15 protein-coding genes are annotated in these 16,813 nt (G+C 56.4%); 10 read left to right on the top strand and 5 right to left on the bottom strand.

Annotation, left to right across the window (positions count from 1 at the left end):
• Nucleotides 1–78 precede the first annotated feature (78 nt).
• A complete protein-coding gene (locus CDUR_RS11855) occupies nt 79–1,209 on the top strand; it encodes an FUSC family protein (RefSeq protein ID WP_179419137.1) in 1,131 nt (376 codons plus the stop codon).
• A gap of 267 nt (nt 1,210–1,476) precedes the next feature.
• Here the strand turns inward: CDUR_RS11855 and CDUR_RS11850 are convergent, their stop codons facing one another.
• Complete coding sequence (locus CDUR_RS11850; protein ID WP_179418361.1) at nt 1,477–2,259, bottom strand: hypothetical protein; 783 nt, start codon at nt 2,257–2,259, stop codon at nt 1,477–1,479.
• A 216-nt stretch (nt 2,260–2,475) separates the two neighbouring features.
• On the opposite strand from CDUR_RS11850, the gene CDUR_RS11845 reads away from it, so the two are divergent.
• The 3 genes from CDUR_RS11845 to CDUR_RS11835 are packed head-to-tail and all read left to right on the top strand — an operon-like array spanning nt 2,476 to nt 6,255.
• Nucleotides 2,476–4,227, top strand: a complete 1,752-nt coding sequence (locus CDUR_RS11845; RefSeq protein ID WP_179418360.1) for a permuted SH3 domain-containing protein — start codon at nt 2,476–2,478, stop codon at nt 4,225–4,227.
• A 49-nt stretch (nt 4,228–4,276) separates the two neighbouring features.
• A complete protein-coding gene (locus tag CDUR_RS11840; protein WP_040359027.1) occupies nt 4,277–4,972 on the top strand; it encodes an ABC transporter ATP-binding protein in 696 nt (231 codons plus the stop codon).
• Entirely contained in the window at nt 4,969–6,255 is a 1,287-nt protein-coding gene (locus tag CDUR_RS11835; protein WP_179418359.1) for an ABC transporter permease, read from the top strand. The genes CDUR_RS11840 and CDUR_RS11835 overlap by 4 nt, the downstream gene beginning before the upstream one ends.
• Before the next feature lie 179 nt (nt 6,256–6,434).
• Here CDUR_RS11835 and CDUR_RS11830 read toward each other — a convergent pair whose 3' ends face one another.
• On the bottom strand, nt 6,435–6,614 hold the full coding sequence (locus CDUR_RS11830) for a hypothetical protein (protein ID WP_179418358.1): 180 nt from the start codon (nt 6,612–6,614) through the stop codon (nt 6,435–6,437).
• 1,598 nt (nt 6,615–8,212) lie between these two features.
• On the opposite strand from CDUR_RS11830, the gene CDUR_RS11825 reads away from it, so the two are divergent.
• Nucleotides 8,213–9,502 carry an adenylosuccinate synthase gene (locus CDUR_RS11825; protein WP_179419136.1) on the top strand — a complete coding sequence of 430 codons (1,290 nt, stop codon included), beginning with the start codon at nt 8,213–8,215 and terminating at the stop codon, nt 9,500–9,502.
• Here CDUR_RS11825 and CDUR_RS11820 read toward each other — a convergent pair.
• A complete protein-coding gene (locus CDUR_RS11820; protein WP_179418357.1) occupies nt 9,480–9,998 on the bottom strand; it encodes an ATP-binding protein in 519 nt (172 codons plus the stop codon). The two genes, CDUR_RS11825 and CDUR_RS11820, sit on opposite strands and share 23 nt — an antisense overlap.
• A gap of 42 nt (nt 9,999–10,040) precedes the next feature.
• On the opposite strand from CDUR_RS11820, the gene CDUR_RS11815 reads away from it, so the two are divergent.
• The 5 genes from CDUR_RS11815 (at nt 10,041) to purT (ending at nt 14,520) form a co-directional block, all read left to right on the top strand.
• Complete coding sequence (locus CDUR_RS11815; RefSeq protein ID WP_179418356.1) at nt 10,041–10,952, top strand: nucleoside hydrolase; 912 nt, start codon at nt 10,041–10,043, stop codon at nt 10,950–10,952.
• Nucleotides 10,953–11,011: 59 nt separating this feature from the next.
• Nucleotides 11,012–11,743 (top strand): ECF transporter S component, encoded by a 732-nt coding sequence (locus CDUR_RS11810; protein WP_179418355.1) that lies wholly within the window; start codon nt 11,012–11,014, stop codon nt 11,741–11,743.
• Entirely contained in the window at nt 11,740–12,372 is a 633-nt protein-coding gene (locus CDUR_RS11805; RefSeq protein WP_179418354.1) for an energy-coupling factor transporter transmembrane component T family protein, read from the top strand. The genes CDUR_RS11810 and CDUR_RS11805 overlap by 4 nt, the downstream gene beginning before the upstream one ends.
• Entirely contained in the window at nt 12,372–13,256 is an 885-nt protein-coding gene (locus tag CDUR_RS11800; protein ID WP_233453080.1) for an ATP-binding cassette domain-containing protein, read from the top strand. The genes CDUR_RS11805 and CDUR_RS11800 overlap by 1 nt, the downstream gene beginning before the upstream one ends.
• Nucleotides 13,257–13,317: 61 nt before the next feature.
• Nucleotides 13,318–14,520, top strand: a complete 1,203-nt coding sequence (purT, locus tag CDUR_RS11795; protein ID WP_179418352.1) for a formate-dependent phosphoribosylglycinamide formyltransferase — start codon at nt 13,318–13,320, stop codon at nt 14,518–14,520.
• An 11-nt stretch (nt 14,521–14,531) separates the two neighbouring features.
• On the opposite strand, the gene CDUR_RS11790 is transcribed toward purT, so the two are convergent.
• Together CDUR_RS11790 and CDUR_RS11785 are read right to left on the bottom strand one after the other, a co-directional pair.
• Nucleotides 14,532–14,996, bottom strand: a complete 465-nt coding sequence (locus tag CDUR_RS11790) for a GNAT family N-acetyltransferase (RefSeq protein WP_006062331.1) — start codon at nt 14,994–14,996, stop codon at nt 14,532–14,534.
• 340 nt (nt 14,997–15,336) lie between these two features.
• Nucleotides 15,337–16,701 (bottom strand): FAD-dependent oxidoreductase, encoded by a 1,365-nt coding sequence (locus CDUR_RS11785; protein ID WP_040358923.1) that lies wholly within the window; start codon nt 16,699–16,701, stop codon nt 15,337–15,339.
• Between the last annotated feature and the right edge of the window lie 112 nt (nt 16,702–16,813).

Here is a 16,813-nt window from a genome sequence, read left to right as displayed (position 1 = left end):
GCCGCCAGCGGCAGCCGGGGCGTTGGTGTGCCTGCTGAACATCAAGGAGTTCACGCGTTGAGTCGGGCCAAGAGCGCCATGTTGAAAAACCCTGTAAACAGCCTTTACGCTGGTCTACTCCGGGTTCGTCGATCCTGGCTAGGGATCGTCCAGGTCAGCGTTGCTGCTGGTGCAGCTTTCTGGGTGGCGAAAAACCTGTTCGGTCACCCTCTCCCGTTTTTCGCTCCCATGGCCGCCATCATTGTGTTGGGCCTGACTGGCGGCGATCGCATCCGTCGTGCCATCGAACTTGTAGTGGGTGTGAGTCTAGGGGTGGGGCTGGGAGATTTTATTATCTCGTGGGTGGGATCCGGGACGTGGCAAATCATGGTGGCAGTGACGTTGTCGCTGGTCCTGGCCACGTTAGTGGATAAAGGCCCGCTGGTGGCCAACCAGGCTGCATTCGGTTCAATCCTCATCGCCACGATTCTTCCGCCCGGCACGTCCGGTGGGACGGACCGCATGTCAGACGCATTCATCGGCGGAATGGTGGGACTGATCATCATGAGCCTCATCCCGATTTCGCCGCTGTCTGCGGGGCGCAAAGAAATCGCCATTATCTTGGAAATCATCTCGGACGTGCTCACCGACGTCGCCCACGCTCTGCGCATCAATAACGCCGATGTTGTTCGCCATGCCCTGGCCGCTGCGCGCGGTACCCAGGGCAACATCAACAACATGATCGCTGCCGCTAAAGGCGGCAAAGAATCCATGAGAATGTCGCCGCTATTGTGGCCGGAACGCCGTAGAGTGAAATCGCTTATCCGCATCCTGAACCCGGTGGATAACGCCATTCGCAACACTCGCGTGCTGGCCCGACGTGCCCTGGTGCTTTTGGAAGATCACGACACGGTGAGTGAAAAACAAATCCAGATCATTGAAGAACTAGCCGATGTGGCGTCCCAGTTAAGCGTGCTGTACATGGGGAAAACCAAGGTGAGCGAGTCCGCCGAAATTCCGATGCTGGTCAAACGCTTACGTAAACTCGGCTCGGCCGCAGGTTTGGACGTCGCTGAAGGGCGTGTGCTGTCCGCCCAGGTTATTCTGGCACAGACCCGGTCCATCATCGTGGACCTTTTACAGGTATGCGGCCTGTCCAAGAAATCCGCAGTGGCGGTTCTAAAACCCACGTCCGAGCATCCGGCGATGCCGCCGGAGTTGTGGGATTAAATGGGGGTTTCCATCAGATTTTGGTATCTCGCACAATCTCTGGGTATCTGACTTAATTAAGAAAAAAGCCCGCAATAAACACGCTCAACAAGACGGGTATATGGTGAGGTGATCCGTTGCACATGTGAAACGTTGGCGGATGTCAAATCCATTCCTAGGTTGTTTCTGCAGCGCACTCGACGGTGATTAATGTGTTTGTGGAAATACTTTTCCTGAATCACGCTCAATGTTCGCGCAGAAGTTGCGGCATAGTATCCCCAAATAGCCCTATCCCCGTACAACCTGCAAATCCCGTAAATGCCGGTAGAAGGTGACCTTATCCACAGGTCGTGGTCTATCCACACCGTCCACGGAGACTTTGAGTTTTACACCGCCCGCCTGCAAGGCGCGTCCTGTAGACAAGGAACTCATATCGGCTCCAACGCGTCCGAACCATCCTCGCTTGTAGCGGACTGCAGCGATTCCCGGTGCGTCGAGCATGGGAACGAGTCGCGCCCCGAGTTCATTGTTGCCGCTGAGTAGAACGCGGTCGTCCACGATGACTTCGCCAACAAAGTCGCGCCCTTCAAAAGGCGTAATTGTCGCAGAACCTGCCACCGCAGTACCCGAATCATCACGGATAAGTGGCACAGGATGAACCGCTCCCTCCGTTGCCAGCGCTAATGCCGAAGCCGTATCCCCAGGTAAACCCCAGTTCTCTGCAGCGGTGGATGGTGCGGTGGGGATAAAGCCGATCTGTGCCCACAGGGCGTCGATACGCATGAGGCGGGTGAGTACGGTGGAGAGGGCGGCGTCGGTACCCACCACAACTATCCGCAGGGGCTCGTCGGGTTGTTGCGGCGCGAGCGTTGGCGCTCCGAGATGCGCGACGTCGGGCATGGCGGCGATCTCGTCGAGCGAGGGCGTCGGGTCGTGGGGGAGAGCGTTGCGGATGGGATCGTCGAGGGGCGCGAGGTCGCGGCGAGTTGGAATAGCCGGGAGGTCGAAAACCTCGCAGGTTTCGGGCAGGTCGAATGTGGGGCAGCCGCAGCGTAACGCAAGCACACGCATGGCGATAAGTATACTGCCGCTGTGTAAATAGCAATATTGCTGTTAATATTCTGTGAAAATGATGTGTATCGGTAAACTTGTAGTGAATCTCACTCTACCTGCGGCTAGGGGTAGAGTTGGCTCCACTAAACGTGCCTTATAAATATGTATCGGTAAGATTATTGCAAGAATCTCATGTGACCGAATACGTTTAGGGCGGCAATGAAAATAAGGAATTTGAGTAAACGCCAGTGGGTTATCACGTCTATCGTGGCCTTGGTGCTGATTGCTGCGTTGGGTGCGTATTTCCTCCTGCTACGAGGATCTGCGACGGTCATCCCGACTAGCGACTACCAGGTGCTCAAGCCTAAAGAATTTTCCAGTCGCGTAGCCGTCAATGGTTCGGTTGCGCCGGTGAAAACCGCAAACCTGTACACGCACCTCACCGGCCCGGTGAGTGCTCTTGACGTGCGCGTGGGCGACCATGTGAATCAGGACCAATTGGTGGCGCAGATTGATGTGTCCAGCAACCAGCGCGAGTTGAACAAGCAGCTGGCCGAGCAGAACAGTGGCGCTGTGAACACGCGAAACCAGATCGAGCAGGCACAGAACCAGTACAACCAGTACAAAGATGCACTTGACCAAGGGCTTAACTCGCAGATCAATCAGGCCGAGGCTGCGCTGCGCAATGCCGATGGGCAGTTTAACGACGCAGTGATCAACTTCCAGATTAAGGATCATGACCGTGCGACCGGCCGCGACCCAATGATCAGGGACCAGGCCAACGCTGTGAACGCGGCACGCACCCAGGCGCTGACGGCCTCCATCAATGCCGTTCGCGCTGGTGTTGACCTCCTCTACGCCGCTGGAAACGGTGCCGCCGCCGCAGGTGGAGGTGCCGGAGGAGCCGGTGGCCAGGCAGGCGGTGCCAACGGTGATCAAGGCCAGGGTCAGCAGGGCGGCGGCATCGCCGGACTCCCGGGTCAGGGCATTGCCAATGGCATTCTCAACGGTGCCGATGCCATCAATAATCTGGACAGTGCGAACCGTCAGCTGCGCGAAGCTGAGGCAACCTACTTGGATAACTTGGCCAAGGTGGATCAGGAAGTGGCTGCTGCTCAGCGTAATGTGGCGGGTACTTTCGCCGCCAAACGCGAGGCCGCTACTGGCCTGGAATCGGCAAAACTTGCCGCTGACCAGCAGCTGAGCACCTACAACCAGGGCGTGCAACAGGCCATCCGTGCCGCTGAGGCCGGGCAATTGGTGTCTGAGCAGGCCAACAGCCAGCTGCGCTACGACATTTCCTCCTCGGAAATCCGCGCGCCCTTCTCCGGCGTGGTGACCAACGTGGCTGCTGAACAGGGCAAAGCCGCCAACGGTGCATTGCTTGCTGTGGGCGATGACTCCAAGCTGCTGGTGCGTGCCGACGTCAAGGAAGTTGACGTTTCCAAAATCACTCCCGGTCTCCCGGTGACCTTCACCACCGTGGGTACGGGTGCCAAGGAATTCCACGGTCGCGTCACCTCTGTTTCGTCCGTCAGCGGCAGCTCACAAGAGCCGAGCGGTGGTGCCCAAGGTGGCGGTGGTGCCTCCGCAGCAGCCGGTGCAGGTGGAGCTGGCGGTGGCGGCGCATCCGGCTCAGGTACCCAGAAAGTCACCTTCCCCATTGAAATCGAGGTGACGGGTGAGCGCCAGGGCCTGCTCATCGGTGGTACCGCAAAAGCCCAGGTGATCACCGAAAAGAAGGCCAATGTTCTGACGGTGCCTCGTGACGCCGTGTTCACCAACGACAAAGGTGAGCAATGCGTGCTCGTTGTCGCTGAAGACTCCGGTCTGAAAGTGGTGGCGGAACGTAAGGTAAAGGTCGGCTCGGCCAATGACGTGGATACCATCATCTCCGGAGGTGACCTCAAGAGTGGCGACACCGTACTGAGCAACCCCGACAGCTACCGTAGTTTGGTAGGGCAGCAGGTGAAGCTGGATGGGTAACCACACACAGAATTTTCCCAAGGTCGTCAGCGGGCAGGACGCGCAGGACATGCACGGCTTGCAGCCAGAACCCCACCGCCTTATTGAAATGCGCAATATTGTCAAAAGCTTCAACATTGGCGATCAAGGCGAACTCACCATCATCCACGGCTGCGACTTTGACGTGGACCGCGGCGAATTCGTCTCCGTGGTTGGTGCCTCCGGCTCCGGCAAGTCCACGTTGATGAACATCATCGGTCTGCTGGACCGCCCCACCGAAGGAACCTACTTTTTCGACGGCGTGGACATGCTGGACTCCAATGACGATCAGCTCGCGCGCTACCGCAGCAAAAACATCGGTTTTGTGTTCCAGAACTTCAACTTGATCGCCAGGATCAACGCCATCAAAAACGTGGAAATCCCCATGATCTACGCGGGTTACTCAGCCAAGGAACGCTACGAACGCGCCACCGAGCTGCTGGAACTTGTGGGCATGAAAGACCGCATGAAGCATCAGCCCAATGAGCTGTCTGGTGGTCAGAAGCAGCGCGTGGCCATTGCCCGAGCCTTGGCCAACAACCCTGAAGTGCTGCTTGCCGACGAACCCACCGGCGCCCTGGATTCCAGCACCGGGCGGCTCGTCATGGATCTTTTTCACCAGCTCAACCAGGAACAAGGCAAAACAATCGTGTTCATTACCCACAACGCCGAATTGGCGGAGGAAACAACACGTATTGTCACCATGGTGGATGGCGTATTCGCATGAGCCTCGCAGAATCCATAAAACTCGCCCTGACCAGCCTGCGCTCCAACAAAATGCGTGCGCTGTTGACGTTGCTGGGCGTGATCATCGGTATCTCCTCGGTGATCGCGATTGTGACTCTGGGTAATGCCCTGCAGGCCCAGACGTTGCAGAATCTTGCGGATGCCGGGATCAACGACCTCACCGCACAGGTGAAATCTCGAACCACCAACGAGGAGGAGGAAGAGGACGAGAACAGTTACGGCACGTCTCCGGTGGAGGTTGACCAGAGTAGCAAAATCAGTGCCGACATGATCAGCGATCTGAAGAGACGCTTCCCTGGACAAATTGCTGGTGTAGGCATTGGCAGTGCCTCCCAGTATCAGGGGACTATCTCTACTCCCGCTCAGGTGGGTACCAAAAATATCACTCTCAACGCGGTGAACACAGACTTCATTACCATGAAGAAATTGAAGCCGGCAGTGGGCCGACTTCTTACCGAGGAAGACATTGAGGGTGACCGTCAGGTCACCGTTATTTCCCCGAAGGCCGTACAACAGCTCTTCGACGGAAATAACAACGCTGCCTTGGGGGCCGAGGTGGATTTCACCAACACTGACGGCCGCAGCACCTCGTTTGTTGTCGTAGGCGTCTACGAGGAAACGGCATCAAAAGGAGGACTTGTTAATTTGAGGGATGATTCTACGATGTATGTTCCTTGGCCCTCAGAATCACGCTTCGCTAATGCTGACGGCGCGTGGGATTCCGTCAGTGTCCGCCCCACTCCTGGCACTGACGATGGCCAAGTCAAACAAAAAGTGCAGGAATTCTTTGACCAGCAGTACGAAAACGACGTCTACTACCGGGTCGCAATGAAGGATGCAAAGAAAGAACTTGCAAGCTTCAACCAGCAACTATCTACGGTCAGCATGTTCGTCTCTGCTATCGGCGGCATCTCCCTGTTGGTTGGTGGCATCGGCGTCATGAACATCATGCTGGTGACCGTTACCGAACGCACCCGCGAAATCGGCGTCCGCAAAGCTCTCGGCGCGACACGCAACGCCATCCGTATCCAATTCGTGGTAGAGGCCATGATTGTTGGTTTGCTCGGCGGCATCATCGGCGTGATCCTCGGCGGCGCTATAGGCATGATTGGCTCAGCCATGATGGGTGCTTTTGTCTACCCACCGATCTCTGGTGTGCTCATCGCGTTGTTCTTCTCCCTGGGAATTGGCCTGTTCTTCGGCTATTATCCTGCGAACAAAGCCGCCAAACTCAACCCCATTGACGCGCTGCGGTACGAATAACTGCGGTTATCGCTTATCGACGGCCGCGCAACCGCCGTCGAGCATCCGCGTCACCGTTGCCGGGCTACCGCTCAGGGGTGTCCGTGGAAATCTTCGTGGAAGGCCCACCAGTTGACCTCCTCATAATCGCTGATGCGCCATTTTCCGTAGCTTGAGTCGTACTCATTCATACGCCTCTGCTACTCCTCTACGACGCGCATCATTTCCCGCCCTTGCCCATCAGCGACAAGGAATGGACACACAACCGTGCGGGTCAGAGCGCCTTCGGAAGAGACAATCTGATTTAAAATGACGGCGGCCCTAGTCCAGTTCTGCGCAACAGAATGTGCAGACTGGGCAATCACTCCCGCCAGCTTCATCAGGAACTCTGTTTAAACATCTAACGGATCTACCTTCTTCTTGAGCGTTACTACTTTCCTTCTTTCCGGGTCTGCATCTGTGCTTACATCAGTATGGTCCAGTAGGTGGAAAATTTTCCATTCAAAAAGTCGTTGTGAGAGAAATGTTGCATTATTGCCCGCAGATGTAACCTTTGGGCTGTTGAGTGCATCAAGGTTGCTTATCGAGATTTATAGAAAAACAAGCTTGTCGCCGATTTTGCCGTAAGTGATAGTGTTTCCGCTGTCCCGTGGAGTGGAGATTTTGCAGATGTAAGCGTAGTCTTGGTTGTCAATAAAATTGCTGCGCATTTGATCTTAGTGGCCTGTCTGCTTTTGTGTCATTCGTGTATTGTGGGGATACTTCTGGTATCCGTGCCAAATTAAACTAAAATTTGTGCATGCTGTTTGGATGAAAAACAAGAGCCTAGCCTACATGCGAGTAGGACTTTGTTTTTGTTGGGGCGCACAATGTATAGTGCCAAGAGTTTGTAATAAACACAACGCTTGGCGACAACTCAATAAAGCGGTCCGGCTTTGTCAATAGACCTGTTTTGAATCCGCTATATCGCGGTACTTGGGTTCTGACTTCGTACCTTGAAAGGGGTAAGCCATGATTGTAGAGTTTCCATCCGCTATATCGCGGTACTTGGTTTCCAACCCTACCAGAAAAACACCCCCTCTGACCAGGGGCGGAGGAAACGATTTACACACCCCCGTCGAATAGATCCCATTCCCACATTTGCTTCCTTAAATCACGATAAAAACACCAGTTAAACCCACTACGCACCAAACGCCGGTATCGAGTTTTCTCAAGCCGGTTTTGCACCCCCACGCGTTAACCCCGTTCAAAACCATACTTGAACTGGGGGGATAGCGCTTTGATGGAGGCGTGTCAACGTAGATAACCCACCGTAACACGCTTATCCAGCGATAATCGTGAGACACGCCTGGCTTATTGCATGATAGTTGGCTGTAAAACAATGATTGTCGGTATTGACGGTAAGTTCCGGCAAACTGCGGTTTCGTGGTGATAGTCGTCTCCGATTTGTGTCCTGGAAAAGGGGTCAGCCACCAAGAGTGTCTGTGTCATGGTCTTGAATAGCAAAATGGGGGATAAAAACGGATTTGGGGCTGTAGATCGTCTTTGGGTGCTGGTTGTTGTCAGGTGTGTAGACGATGGCTAATAGTAATGTCACTGTGTATCGGAATCGTGGCGGGAATATCTCTGTTAATGCGCCAATAAAGAACACGGCGTTTTTGGATGTGAAAGACTGTATAGAGATGATAACGCCAGCTGATAGTGAAACCGAGTGGTGGTCGTAATGCGTGCTATGGCAATTAGTTTGAGAATATAAGCTGATATGCTGCAACTATTGCACTTCTGTAATGTTATGTGCCTTCTTTGATTTTTTATTAATGCTAGTTAGTGGAAATAGTAAAGGCAATGTGCTTTGTTGTGATTGTGCTTCCATCGATCGCTCAGGCAATCTCACAGTCCATAACGTCGCAGCTAGGGGCGGTTCATAGTATGATGTCGGGCGTCTTAAAGTTTCCAACGATCGGAAGTGACTAACACTATGGCGGCAATCGTCATCGTCGGTGCCCAATGGGGCGATGAAGGCAAAGGTAAGGCCACCGACATCCTGGGCGGCCAGGTCGACTATGTAGTAAAACCTAATGGCGGCAACAATGCCGGGCACACAGTGGTCGTTGGTGGTGAAAAGTACGAGCTGAAGCTTCTACCTGCGGGGGTGCTATCGGAAAACGCGGTGCCAGTGTTGGGCAATGGCGTGGTGATCAACCTGGAAGCGCTGTTCGATGAGATCGACGGCCTGGAGTCCCGTGGTGCGGATGCGTCCCGCCTGCGTATTTCTGCCAACGCCCATGTTGTCGCGCCGTATCACCAGGTGTTGGACCGGGTGCAGGAGCGTTTTTTGGGTAAGCGCGCCATCGGCACAACAGGCCGCGGCATTGGCCCTGCCTATGCGGACAAGGTGTCTCGCGTGGGTATTCGCGTGCAGGACATTTTCGATGAGTCGATTCTGCGCCAGAAGGTCGAGTCCGCTCTGGACGTGAAAAACCAGATTCTGGTGAAGATGTACAACCGCAAGGCGATTGTCGCCGAGGAGATTGTGCAGTATTTCCTGGGCTATGCGGACAGGCTGCGCCCGATGGTCATCGAGAGCGAACTTGAGCTGAATAAGGCTCTTGACCAGGGCAAGCATGTGCTGATGGAGGGTGGCCAGGCCACCATGCTTGATGTGGATCATGGCACCTATCCGTTTGTCACGTCGTCGAACCCCACGGCGGGTGGTGCCTGCGTTGGTTCTGGTATTGGGCCAACGCGTGTCACGTCGTCGTTAGGCATCGTGAAGGCATATACCACTCGCGTGGGTGCCGGGCCGTTCCCCACGGAGTTGTTTGATAAGTGGGGTGAGTATTTGCAGACCACCGGCGGTGAGGTCGGCGTGAATACGGGCCGTAAGCGTCGTTGTGGCTGGTACGATTCGGTGATTGCTCGCTATGCGTCGCGTGTGAATGGTTTTACTGATTTGTTCTTAACCAAGCTGGATGTGCTGACCGGCATTGGTGAGATTCCGATCTGCGTGGCCTACGATGTTGACGGCGTTCGTCACGACGAGATGCCCATCACCCAGTCCGATTTCCACCATGCGGTGCCGATCTATGAGACGATGCCCGCCTGGGACGAGGACATTTCTGAGTGCACCACCTTCGATGAGCTTCCCCAGAAGGCGCAGGATTATGTTCGCCGCCTGGAGGAACTGTCAGGCTGCCGCATTTCCTACATTGGCGTTGGCCCGGGCCGCGACCAGACAATCGTGATCAACGACGTGATGGAGAGTTAGGGTCGATCGGAAGAAAGTAGAAAAGACGTTCCGCATAGGATTGGGCTTCCGCAAGTTTGGCAGGCAAGGTGGGTAGCCCGCTGAGTGCCGAAGTGACACGAAGACCGTCCTGTGTTGCTTCATGGAGCGCAGCGCAGACGGCTTCTAGGTCTTTTAGTGGAAGTTCGTCTGCATCATCAATAAGAAGCGCAAATCCTGCGCCTTGCGCGGAGATTTCCTTCAGTAATTCAAGGTCAAGGGTTTCATTTACTACGTCGTAGTTGTGTGGCCAATGTCCGTTGCTAGTGAGCGTTGACACAAGTGAATCCCACAGCGTGTTCATGCTGTGGCCTGTTATGTGTGCAACGATCCACCTGCGTGTATGTGCTATGTGCGCAAATTGATTCATGAGAGTGCTTTTTCCAACGCCCTGTGGTCCGTAAAGCGCGAGTGGTTGGGCATCACAGCCCATGTCGTATCGCTGTAGTCCGTCGTCCCAAAGTTTGCAGGCGTCCATGCGTCCAGTCTAGCCCCGCCTACCTTGGTATAGTCCCTGGATATGCGCCCCGTTTTGCTTGATTGCGATACCGGTATTGATGATGCCGTCGCCCTGACGTACCTCGCGTGCCTGCATCGTCAGGGCACCATCAACCTCGCGGCGGTCACAACCACGGCGGGTAACACCTCGGCAACGCAGGCCGCGATGAACTCCAGGTTTGTGCTGGATCAGTGTTCGCTTGTCGACGTCCCGGTGGCCGCCGGTTGCACCGAACCCTTGGAGGTTCCATTGGTGACCACCCCAGAGACGCATGGACCTCTAGGCGTGGGTTATGCGGAACACTCGGTTGATCTGCCGCCAGCCCGGCCGGGGGAGTGGATGCGCCTGTGGGATGAGGCTATCCGAGAGCATGAGGATCTGCACCTTATTGTGACTGGTCCGGCGACTAATCTGGCCACCTACATGCAGCAACGTGACCAGCTGCCCAAGCACATCACGCTCATGGGCGGGGCATATCTGTACCCGGGCAACACGACCCCGACTGCGGAGTGGAATAGCTGGGTTGATCCGCACGCGGCTCAGGTTGCGTTTAAACATACGCCAACGCCGATCACAGTCTGTTCCCTAGAGGTGACGGAGCAAATGGTGATCACCCCGGATGATCTGCCGTTGTTGCCGGAGTTTCTGCACCCAATGTTGAGGTTCTATTTTGAGTTTCACCAGGCTCAAGGGGAGGGCTACCAGGCGCAGATACATGACCTCCTGACCTGCATGGTTGCCTTAGGTGCGGTGCCTTACCAAGCAATCCCCGTCACGGTCGATGTGGAAACCACATCACAGCTTCTTCGTGGCACCACGGTCGCGGATTTTAGGAATCATTGGGGTCGCCCGCATAATGCGCGTTTGGTGCGAGATGCGGATGTTAAGGCTGCGAAGCGGGAGTTGGTGGGCGTCGTTAAGCAGTTGCTATGATGATGTGCTGTAGGTAAACCCCGAGGTGACATAGGGGTTTTATGTTGTGAGGTTGTGGTATGTCACTGAGTGCTGTTCAAAAGGCCCTTGCCGGTGTGGGGGCGTTGTTTATCGCTGCGGCGTGGTTGTTTGTGGTGGTGGCGAGGCCGACTGATTGGTCGTCGGTGGGGGCGAGTTCGCAGGCGTTGATCACACTGGGTGGGTATGTCACGGGCGCGGTGTTGCTGTTGGTGGCTACTGTTCCGGCGTTGCCCGCGCGGCTGGTGTCGATGATCCCGGTGGCGCTGGTGCTGAATATCGTGGTGGGCCAGATTATTGGTTCAGTGGGTATTCCGCTGTACCTGGATTCGACGGGAACGGTGCTGGTGGCGGCGTTGGCTGGTCCGTGGGCGGGCATAGCCACGGGCGTGTTGAGTTCGCTGGTGTGGAGTGCTTTTAACCCCTCGGTGTTGCCTTTTGCTGCAACGAGCGCAGCCGTCGGAGGGCTCGCGGGTGTCGCTATCAAACACGGCGCGTTGAAGAATATAGCAACTGTGCTGCTCTCTGGTGCTGTGATTGGCATTGTTGTCGGCATGCTCGCGGCCCCGGTTGCGGCGTTTGTGTACGGTGGAACGGCCGGGGTGGGCACGGGGGCGGTGGTGTCGTTGCTGCGTGAGATGGGGCATTCGTTGCTGCAATCGGTGACGCTGCAATCGTTTATTTCGGATCCGTTGGATAAGGCGTTGGTGATGCTGCTGGTCTGGCTGGTGCTTAAGTCCCTGCCCAAGCGAACACTCGCCGCATTCCGATGAACCCTCTGACCATTCTTTCCTTCGCCGCCAGCGCGTGGATTCTCATCTTGGGCGTGAATAACCCCTGGTTGTCTGCGTTTTTCTTGGTTGCGGCGTTGCTGTGGCGTCGCGTGCTGGTGCCCACCGCGTTGCTTGTCTTGCCGATGGCACTCTCGCTGGCAGTGATCCACATTCCATTTGGGCACGCGCATCTCGCCGCTGAATTGGCGTTGCGCTGCGCCGCCTTGGTTGCCGTTGCTCTGGCCGCTTTCAGTACTTTTACTATTGCTGAACTGGCGAAAGCTATGCAAGCCACCCGCGCTCCCGCGAACCTCAGCTACATCCTTGGTTCCGCTCTGCGTATCCTCCCGGAGGGGCGTGCGACGTTTGAGAAGGTTCGGTACGCGCAGCATCTCGCGTATCGACGCCCCGTGAACCCCCTGCTCTCCACCGCCCGCGCGCTCCTGCCCACCATCACGCATCTGTTGGATGCGGGAGCACAGCGCGCGCCTGACCTGGAGGTTTTGGGTGTGGGGCTGCCGGGGCGTCGTACTGTGCTGCGTCCTGTTGCCGATAGCGCGACGCACAAAGCTCTGCGCATTATTGTTCCTGCAGCAGCCATAGTGGTGGTGATTGCGCTGTGGATGTGATGTTCCTGCGGGACACTGTGATTGAGAATATCGCCTTTGGCCTTGAGCAACGTGGCGTAGAGCGCAGTGAGATGCAGCGCCGCTGCCTGGATATTGCGGATAAACTGGGGCTTTCTGACCTGCTGGAACGCAACCCTCGGGAATTGTCTACAGGGCAGACCAAACGCCTTACACTTGCGATGCTGTTGGTGGTGGAGCCGCCGCACCTGGTGCTTGACGAGCCTTACGAAGGGCTTGACCGGGAATCAACTGCCCAGCTCAGGGCTCTGTTGGGTACCTTGCCGCACGTCACCGTGCGAGAAGAAGTAATAGAACCGTGCACTAACCTGCCGGATGCCGTCGAACCGGGGGAAACCCTTGACCTTGGGGAAATTGTGGGGGAGCGCACCCAGCCGCAGCCCTGGTGGAAGTTTCATCAAAAAGCAACGCCACAGTTTCGTGTCGGGCCGATACGCCTTGCCCCGCGCAAGGGTGGGGTGCTGTGGTTGCGGGGCGCTAACGGGAGCGGCAAAACAACGCTTCTTCGGGGCGTCGAAAAGCATCATGAGGCGGCTTTTGCTCTGCATAACGCGGCGGACCAGGTGATTCATTCCACGGTAAGGCAGTGGTGGCCGGATGCACCAAACAACCCCGACACGCACCCCCTTGATCTCACAAGGTCGCAACTGAAGCTCACCCAACTTGGTGCGATCTTTGCTTATGACCGACCGTTGATTCTCCTTGATGAGCCCGATACCGCCCTGAACAGCGCCGATCGCGAACGCTTCCACTGGATGCTTGCTGCCGAACTCGCGCGCGGCAAAGCCGTGATCCTGACAAGCCACGATGAAAAATTTGTTGATACCATCGCGCATTACGCAAACATACTGCATGTAGCGCTATGAGTGAATATACTTGCGACAGACCGACACCCACAGTCAAACCGCCTGAAGGAGTCAGAGCATCGTGTTCACGCCGAATAGAATTGGCACCCCACTCAGCCCAAGCGCAACCACAGTGATGCTTCTCGGATCAGGTGAACTCGGTAAAGAAATGGCCATTGCCTTTCAACGTCTCGGCGTGGAAGTACACGCGGTGGATAGCTACGAAAATGCGCCCGCGCACCAAGTTGCGCACGCGCATTACGTGATCGACATGACCAACCCCGACGAACTGCGGCGACTCATTGCCGAGGTCAAGCCGCAGTTCATCGTCCCCGAAATCGAGGCGGTGGACACCAATGTGCTCGACGACTGTGAAGCCCACAGCGTTACCGTCATCCCCACCGCCCGTGCCACACAATTGACCATGAACCGCGAAGGAATCCGGCGTCTCGCTGCGGAAGAACTCGGACTCCCGACCTCCGCATACTCCTTCGCCTCCAACCCCCTCGAATTCAAACAGGCTGTCGCCGCCATGGGCTTCCCTTGCGTGGTCAAACCCGTGATGAGTTCCTCCGGCAAAGGGCAGTCCATTGTCCGTGACGACGATGATATTGCCGCAGCCTGGGATTACGCCCAATCCGGCGGGCGTGTCGAGGGCGGTCGCGTTATTGTTGAACGATTCGTAGACTTCGACTACGAAATCACCCTCCTCACCGTCCGCTCCATCGACCCCCGCTCCGGTAAAACCGCCACCTGGTTCTGCGAACCCATCGGGCACCTCCAACGCGACGGCGACTACGTGGAATCCTGGCAGCCCATTCCCATGCCCAGCATTGCCTTGGAAAATGCCCGCTCCGTCGCCGCCCGCATCACCAACGCCCTCGGTGGGCACGGACTCTTCGGCGTGGAACTGTTCGTCTCCGGTGACGACGTCTACTTCTCCGAAGTCTCGCCCCGCCCCCACGACACTGGCCTGGTTACCCTGGCCACCCAGCGCTTCTCCGAATTCGAGCTCCACGCCCGCGCCATCCTCGGTCTGCCTATCGACGTCACGCTCACCTCGCCCGGTGCGTCTGCCGTCATCTACGGTGGTATCGACGCCGCGGGGGTCACGTTCGACGGTGTGGCCGAGGCCCTCGCCGTTGAAGAAGCCGACATCCGGCTCTTTGGAAAACCCGTCTCTTACCCAACACGCCGCATGGGCGTTGCCCTCGCCACCGCAGAAGACGCAGAAACAGCACGAGACCGCGCACAACGCGCGGCCTCCGCAATCACAGTGTTCTAGATAGCTAGTGGCTACTGTGATTTCTTCAGCATGGGCAGGTGCGGAACACCCTCAATGGTGAACTCCTCACCTACCGCCTCAAACCCAAAACCCTCATAAAAATCGCGCTGCTTGGTCTGCGCCTCTAAAAACACATCCAGGCCGGGGAACTGCTCATCCGCTAGGCGCATGGTTTGGCGCATCAGCTCTTCGCCAATGCCCTGGTGACGGTGATTCTCGGCCACACACACGCGACCAATCTGAACCATGTCCTTGCCCTCGATAACGCATGGGTATACACGTGCGGTGGCGATCAAATTCTTATCCGCATCCCAATTCAATACGTGGAATGTGGTGTCCAGCGCATCGGCATCGTCAATCTCTGCGTAAGGGGTCTTCTGCTCATGGACAAAAATATCAACACGTAACTTATACAACTTATGCACCTCAAGCGCGCTCAATTGCGCGAGGTGAGAAACAGCAAAATAAATGGGCATGGCCCACAGTCTAGACTCAAAACACCACTATGAGGCGCCATGGCAAACCCGGCATGGCGCAAATCGTGGCGTGTTTGTAGTGTTCAGAAGTGCGGGCAGGAAGGCTTCCGAACTGCAGCAACTCGCCTAACCACACCACAATGCAACAATGAACTTTGATAACAGCCTTACCAGCACGCTATTCGGGGCGGCGTTGTGAACTTTCCGGGACGAAAAAAGTGTGCTGGAAATTGCGGCATTTCCCACAGGGCGACGTTGCTCACAATAGGCGGTTGGTGTGGGATGGGTGCTGTGGGTGTGTTGCCAAAGACGAAGACTGCACGCTGCACGCCACCTCAACCTAATCCTCGTTTTTGTGGTGGGCGTGGGTGACCATGTCGTTCCACTCGACGATCTTCTTGCGTTCGCGTCCTTCGGCTTCGCCAAGTGCGCGTTCAGCAGCATCGAGTTTATGCCAGCCGCCCCAGGTTGTGTAGGCAATATTTTTGTCGGTCAAGAATTGGATCACGGCGTCTTCCTCGGGCTTGGCGGCCGGGGTGAGAGTGCCATTTTTCCAGTCAGCGAGGAGCATTTCGGTGGTTTCCTTGGCATCGCCCTTGGTGTTGCCAATGAGCCCGACTGGTCCGCGCTTGACCCAGCCCGTGGTGTAAAGCCCGGGGATGATGGCGCCGTCCTCGTCAAGTACATGTCCGCCATCGTTGGGGATAACTGCGCGCTCAGCGTCGAAGGGAACGCCCCCAACGGCGTCGGAGCGGTAGCCCACAGCGCGGTACACGGCTTGGACAGGCCAATCTGTGTATTGTCCAGTGCCGCGCACGCCCCCGTTTCCGTCGAGTTCGGTGCGTTCGGTTCGTATTCCCACCACATGGCCGTCTTCGCCGAGGATTTCCACGGGGGATTCGAAGAAGTGGATGTAGAGCTTGTGGGGTGCGCCTTTGGGGTCGCGGATGGCGTACTGTTCAAGCACGTTGCACACCAGGTCTTGCGTTTTGGAGGAGCGTCGTGCTTGTTCGGAAGCATCGTCGTAGATGATATCTTCGGGGTTGACGATCACTTCGATGGTGGGGGAATGGTCAAGTTCCTTGAGCTCCAGCGGCGTGAATTTCGCCTGGGCTGGGCCGCGCCGACCAAACACATGTACTTCCTTAGCCTTGTTGTTTTTGAGGCTTTGGTACACGTTGTCGGGGATTTCGGTGACGTGGAGTTCGTCGCCGGTTTTGGCGAGGATGCGGGCCACGTCAAGGCCAACGTTGCCGACGCCTACAACGGCCACAGACTCGGCGGACAAATCCCAAGAGCGCTCGAAGTCGGGGTTGCCGTCGTAAAATCCCACGAATTCCCCTGCGCCGAAGGAGCCTTCGAGGTCCGCGCCGGGAATGTCTAGGTTGCGGTCGCCGGTGGCACCGGTGGAGAAGATGATGGCGTCGTAGTATTCGCGGAGTTCGTCGACGGTGACCTCGTTGCCGATGTCAATGTTGCCAAGGAGTCGCAGTTCCGGTTTGTCCAGCACTTTGTGCAGGGATGTGACAATGCCTTTGATGCGGGGATGGTCGGGTGCCACGCCGTAGCGGATAAGTCCGAAGGGGGCGGGCATGCGCTCATAAAGGTCAATGAGGACGTCTGTGTCGGACTTCATAAGCAGGTCAGAGGCGTAAATGCCGGCGGGACCAGCTCCAATGACTGCTACGCGCAGGGGGCGGGACATGCTGTTCTGTTTTCCTTGCGTCTCGGGGGATTTTTGTCCATTATCTTACTTGGTTCGGTTAAGACAGTATGTGGGGGTGCGGTACTGTCACCAGATCGACACAATAGGTACA

Source organism: Corynebacterium durum (assembly GCF_030408675.1).
Lineage (GTDB): Bacteria > Actinomycetota > Actinomycetes > Mycobacteriales > Mycobacteriaceae > Corynebacterium > Corynebacterium durum.
This window is presented reverse-complemented; position numbering and strand designations above follow the sequence as displayed.

What these genes read in the sequence shown, in the direction of transcription:
- CDUR_RS11855 (WP_179419137.1), top strand. Translation starts at nt 79, where the DNA reads ATGTTGAAAAACCCTGTAAACAGCCTTTACGCTGGTCTACTCCGGGTT.
- CDUR_RS11850 (WP_179418361.1), bottom strand. Translation starts at nt 2,259, where the DNA reads ATGCGTGTGCTTGCGTTACGCTGCGGCTGCCCCACATTCGACCTGCCC.
- CDUR_RS11840 (WP_040359027.1), top strand. Translation starts at nt 4,277, where the DNA reads ATGCACGGCTTGCAGCCAGAACCCCACCGCCTTATTGAAATGCGCAAT.
- CDUR_RS11835 (WP_179418359.1), top strand. Translation starts at nt 4,969, where the DNA reads ATGAGCCTCGCAGAATCCATAAAACTCGCCCTGACCAGCCTGCGCTCC.
- CDUR_RS11830 (WP_179418358.1), bottom strand. Translation starts at nt 6,614, where the DNA reads ATGAAGCTGGCGGGAGTGATTGCCCAGTCTGCACATTCTGTTGCGCAG.
- CDUR_RS11825 (WP_179419136.1), top strand. Translation starts at nt 8,213, where the DNA reads ATGGCGGCAATCGTCATCGTCGGTGCCCAATGGGGCGATGAAGGCAAA.
- CDUR_RS11820 (WP_179418357.1), bottom strand. Translation starts at nt 9,998, where the DNA reads ATGGACGCCTGCAAACTTTGGGACGACGGACTACAGCGATACGACATG.
- CDUR_RS11815 (WP_179418356.1), top strand. Translation starts at nt 10,041, where the DNA reads ATGCGCCCCGTTTTGCTTGATTGCGATACCGGTATTGATGATGCCGTC.
- CDUR_RS11810 (WP_179418355.1), top strand. Translation starts at nt 11,012, where the DNA reads ATGTCACTGAGTGCTGTTCAAAAGGCCCTTGCCGGTGTGGGGGCGTTG.
- CDUR_RS11805 (WP_179418354.1), top strand. Translation starts at nt 11,740, where the DNA reads ATGAACCCTCTGACCATTCTTTCCTTCGCCGCCAGCGCGTGGATTCTC.
- CDUR_RS11800 (WP_233453080.1), top strand. Translation starts at nt 12,372, where the DNA reads ATGTTCCTGCGGGACACTGTGATTGAGAATATCGCCTTTGGCCTTGAG.
- CDUR_RS11790 (WP_006062331.1), bottom strand. Translation starts at nt 14,996, where the DNA reads ATGCCCATTTATTTTGCTGTTTCTCACCTCGCGCAATTGAGCGCGCTT.
- CDUR_RS11785 (WP_040358923.1), bottom strand. Translation starts at nt 16,701, where the DNA reads ATGTCCCGCCCCCTGCGCGTAGCAGTCATTGGAGCTGGTCCCGCCGGC.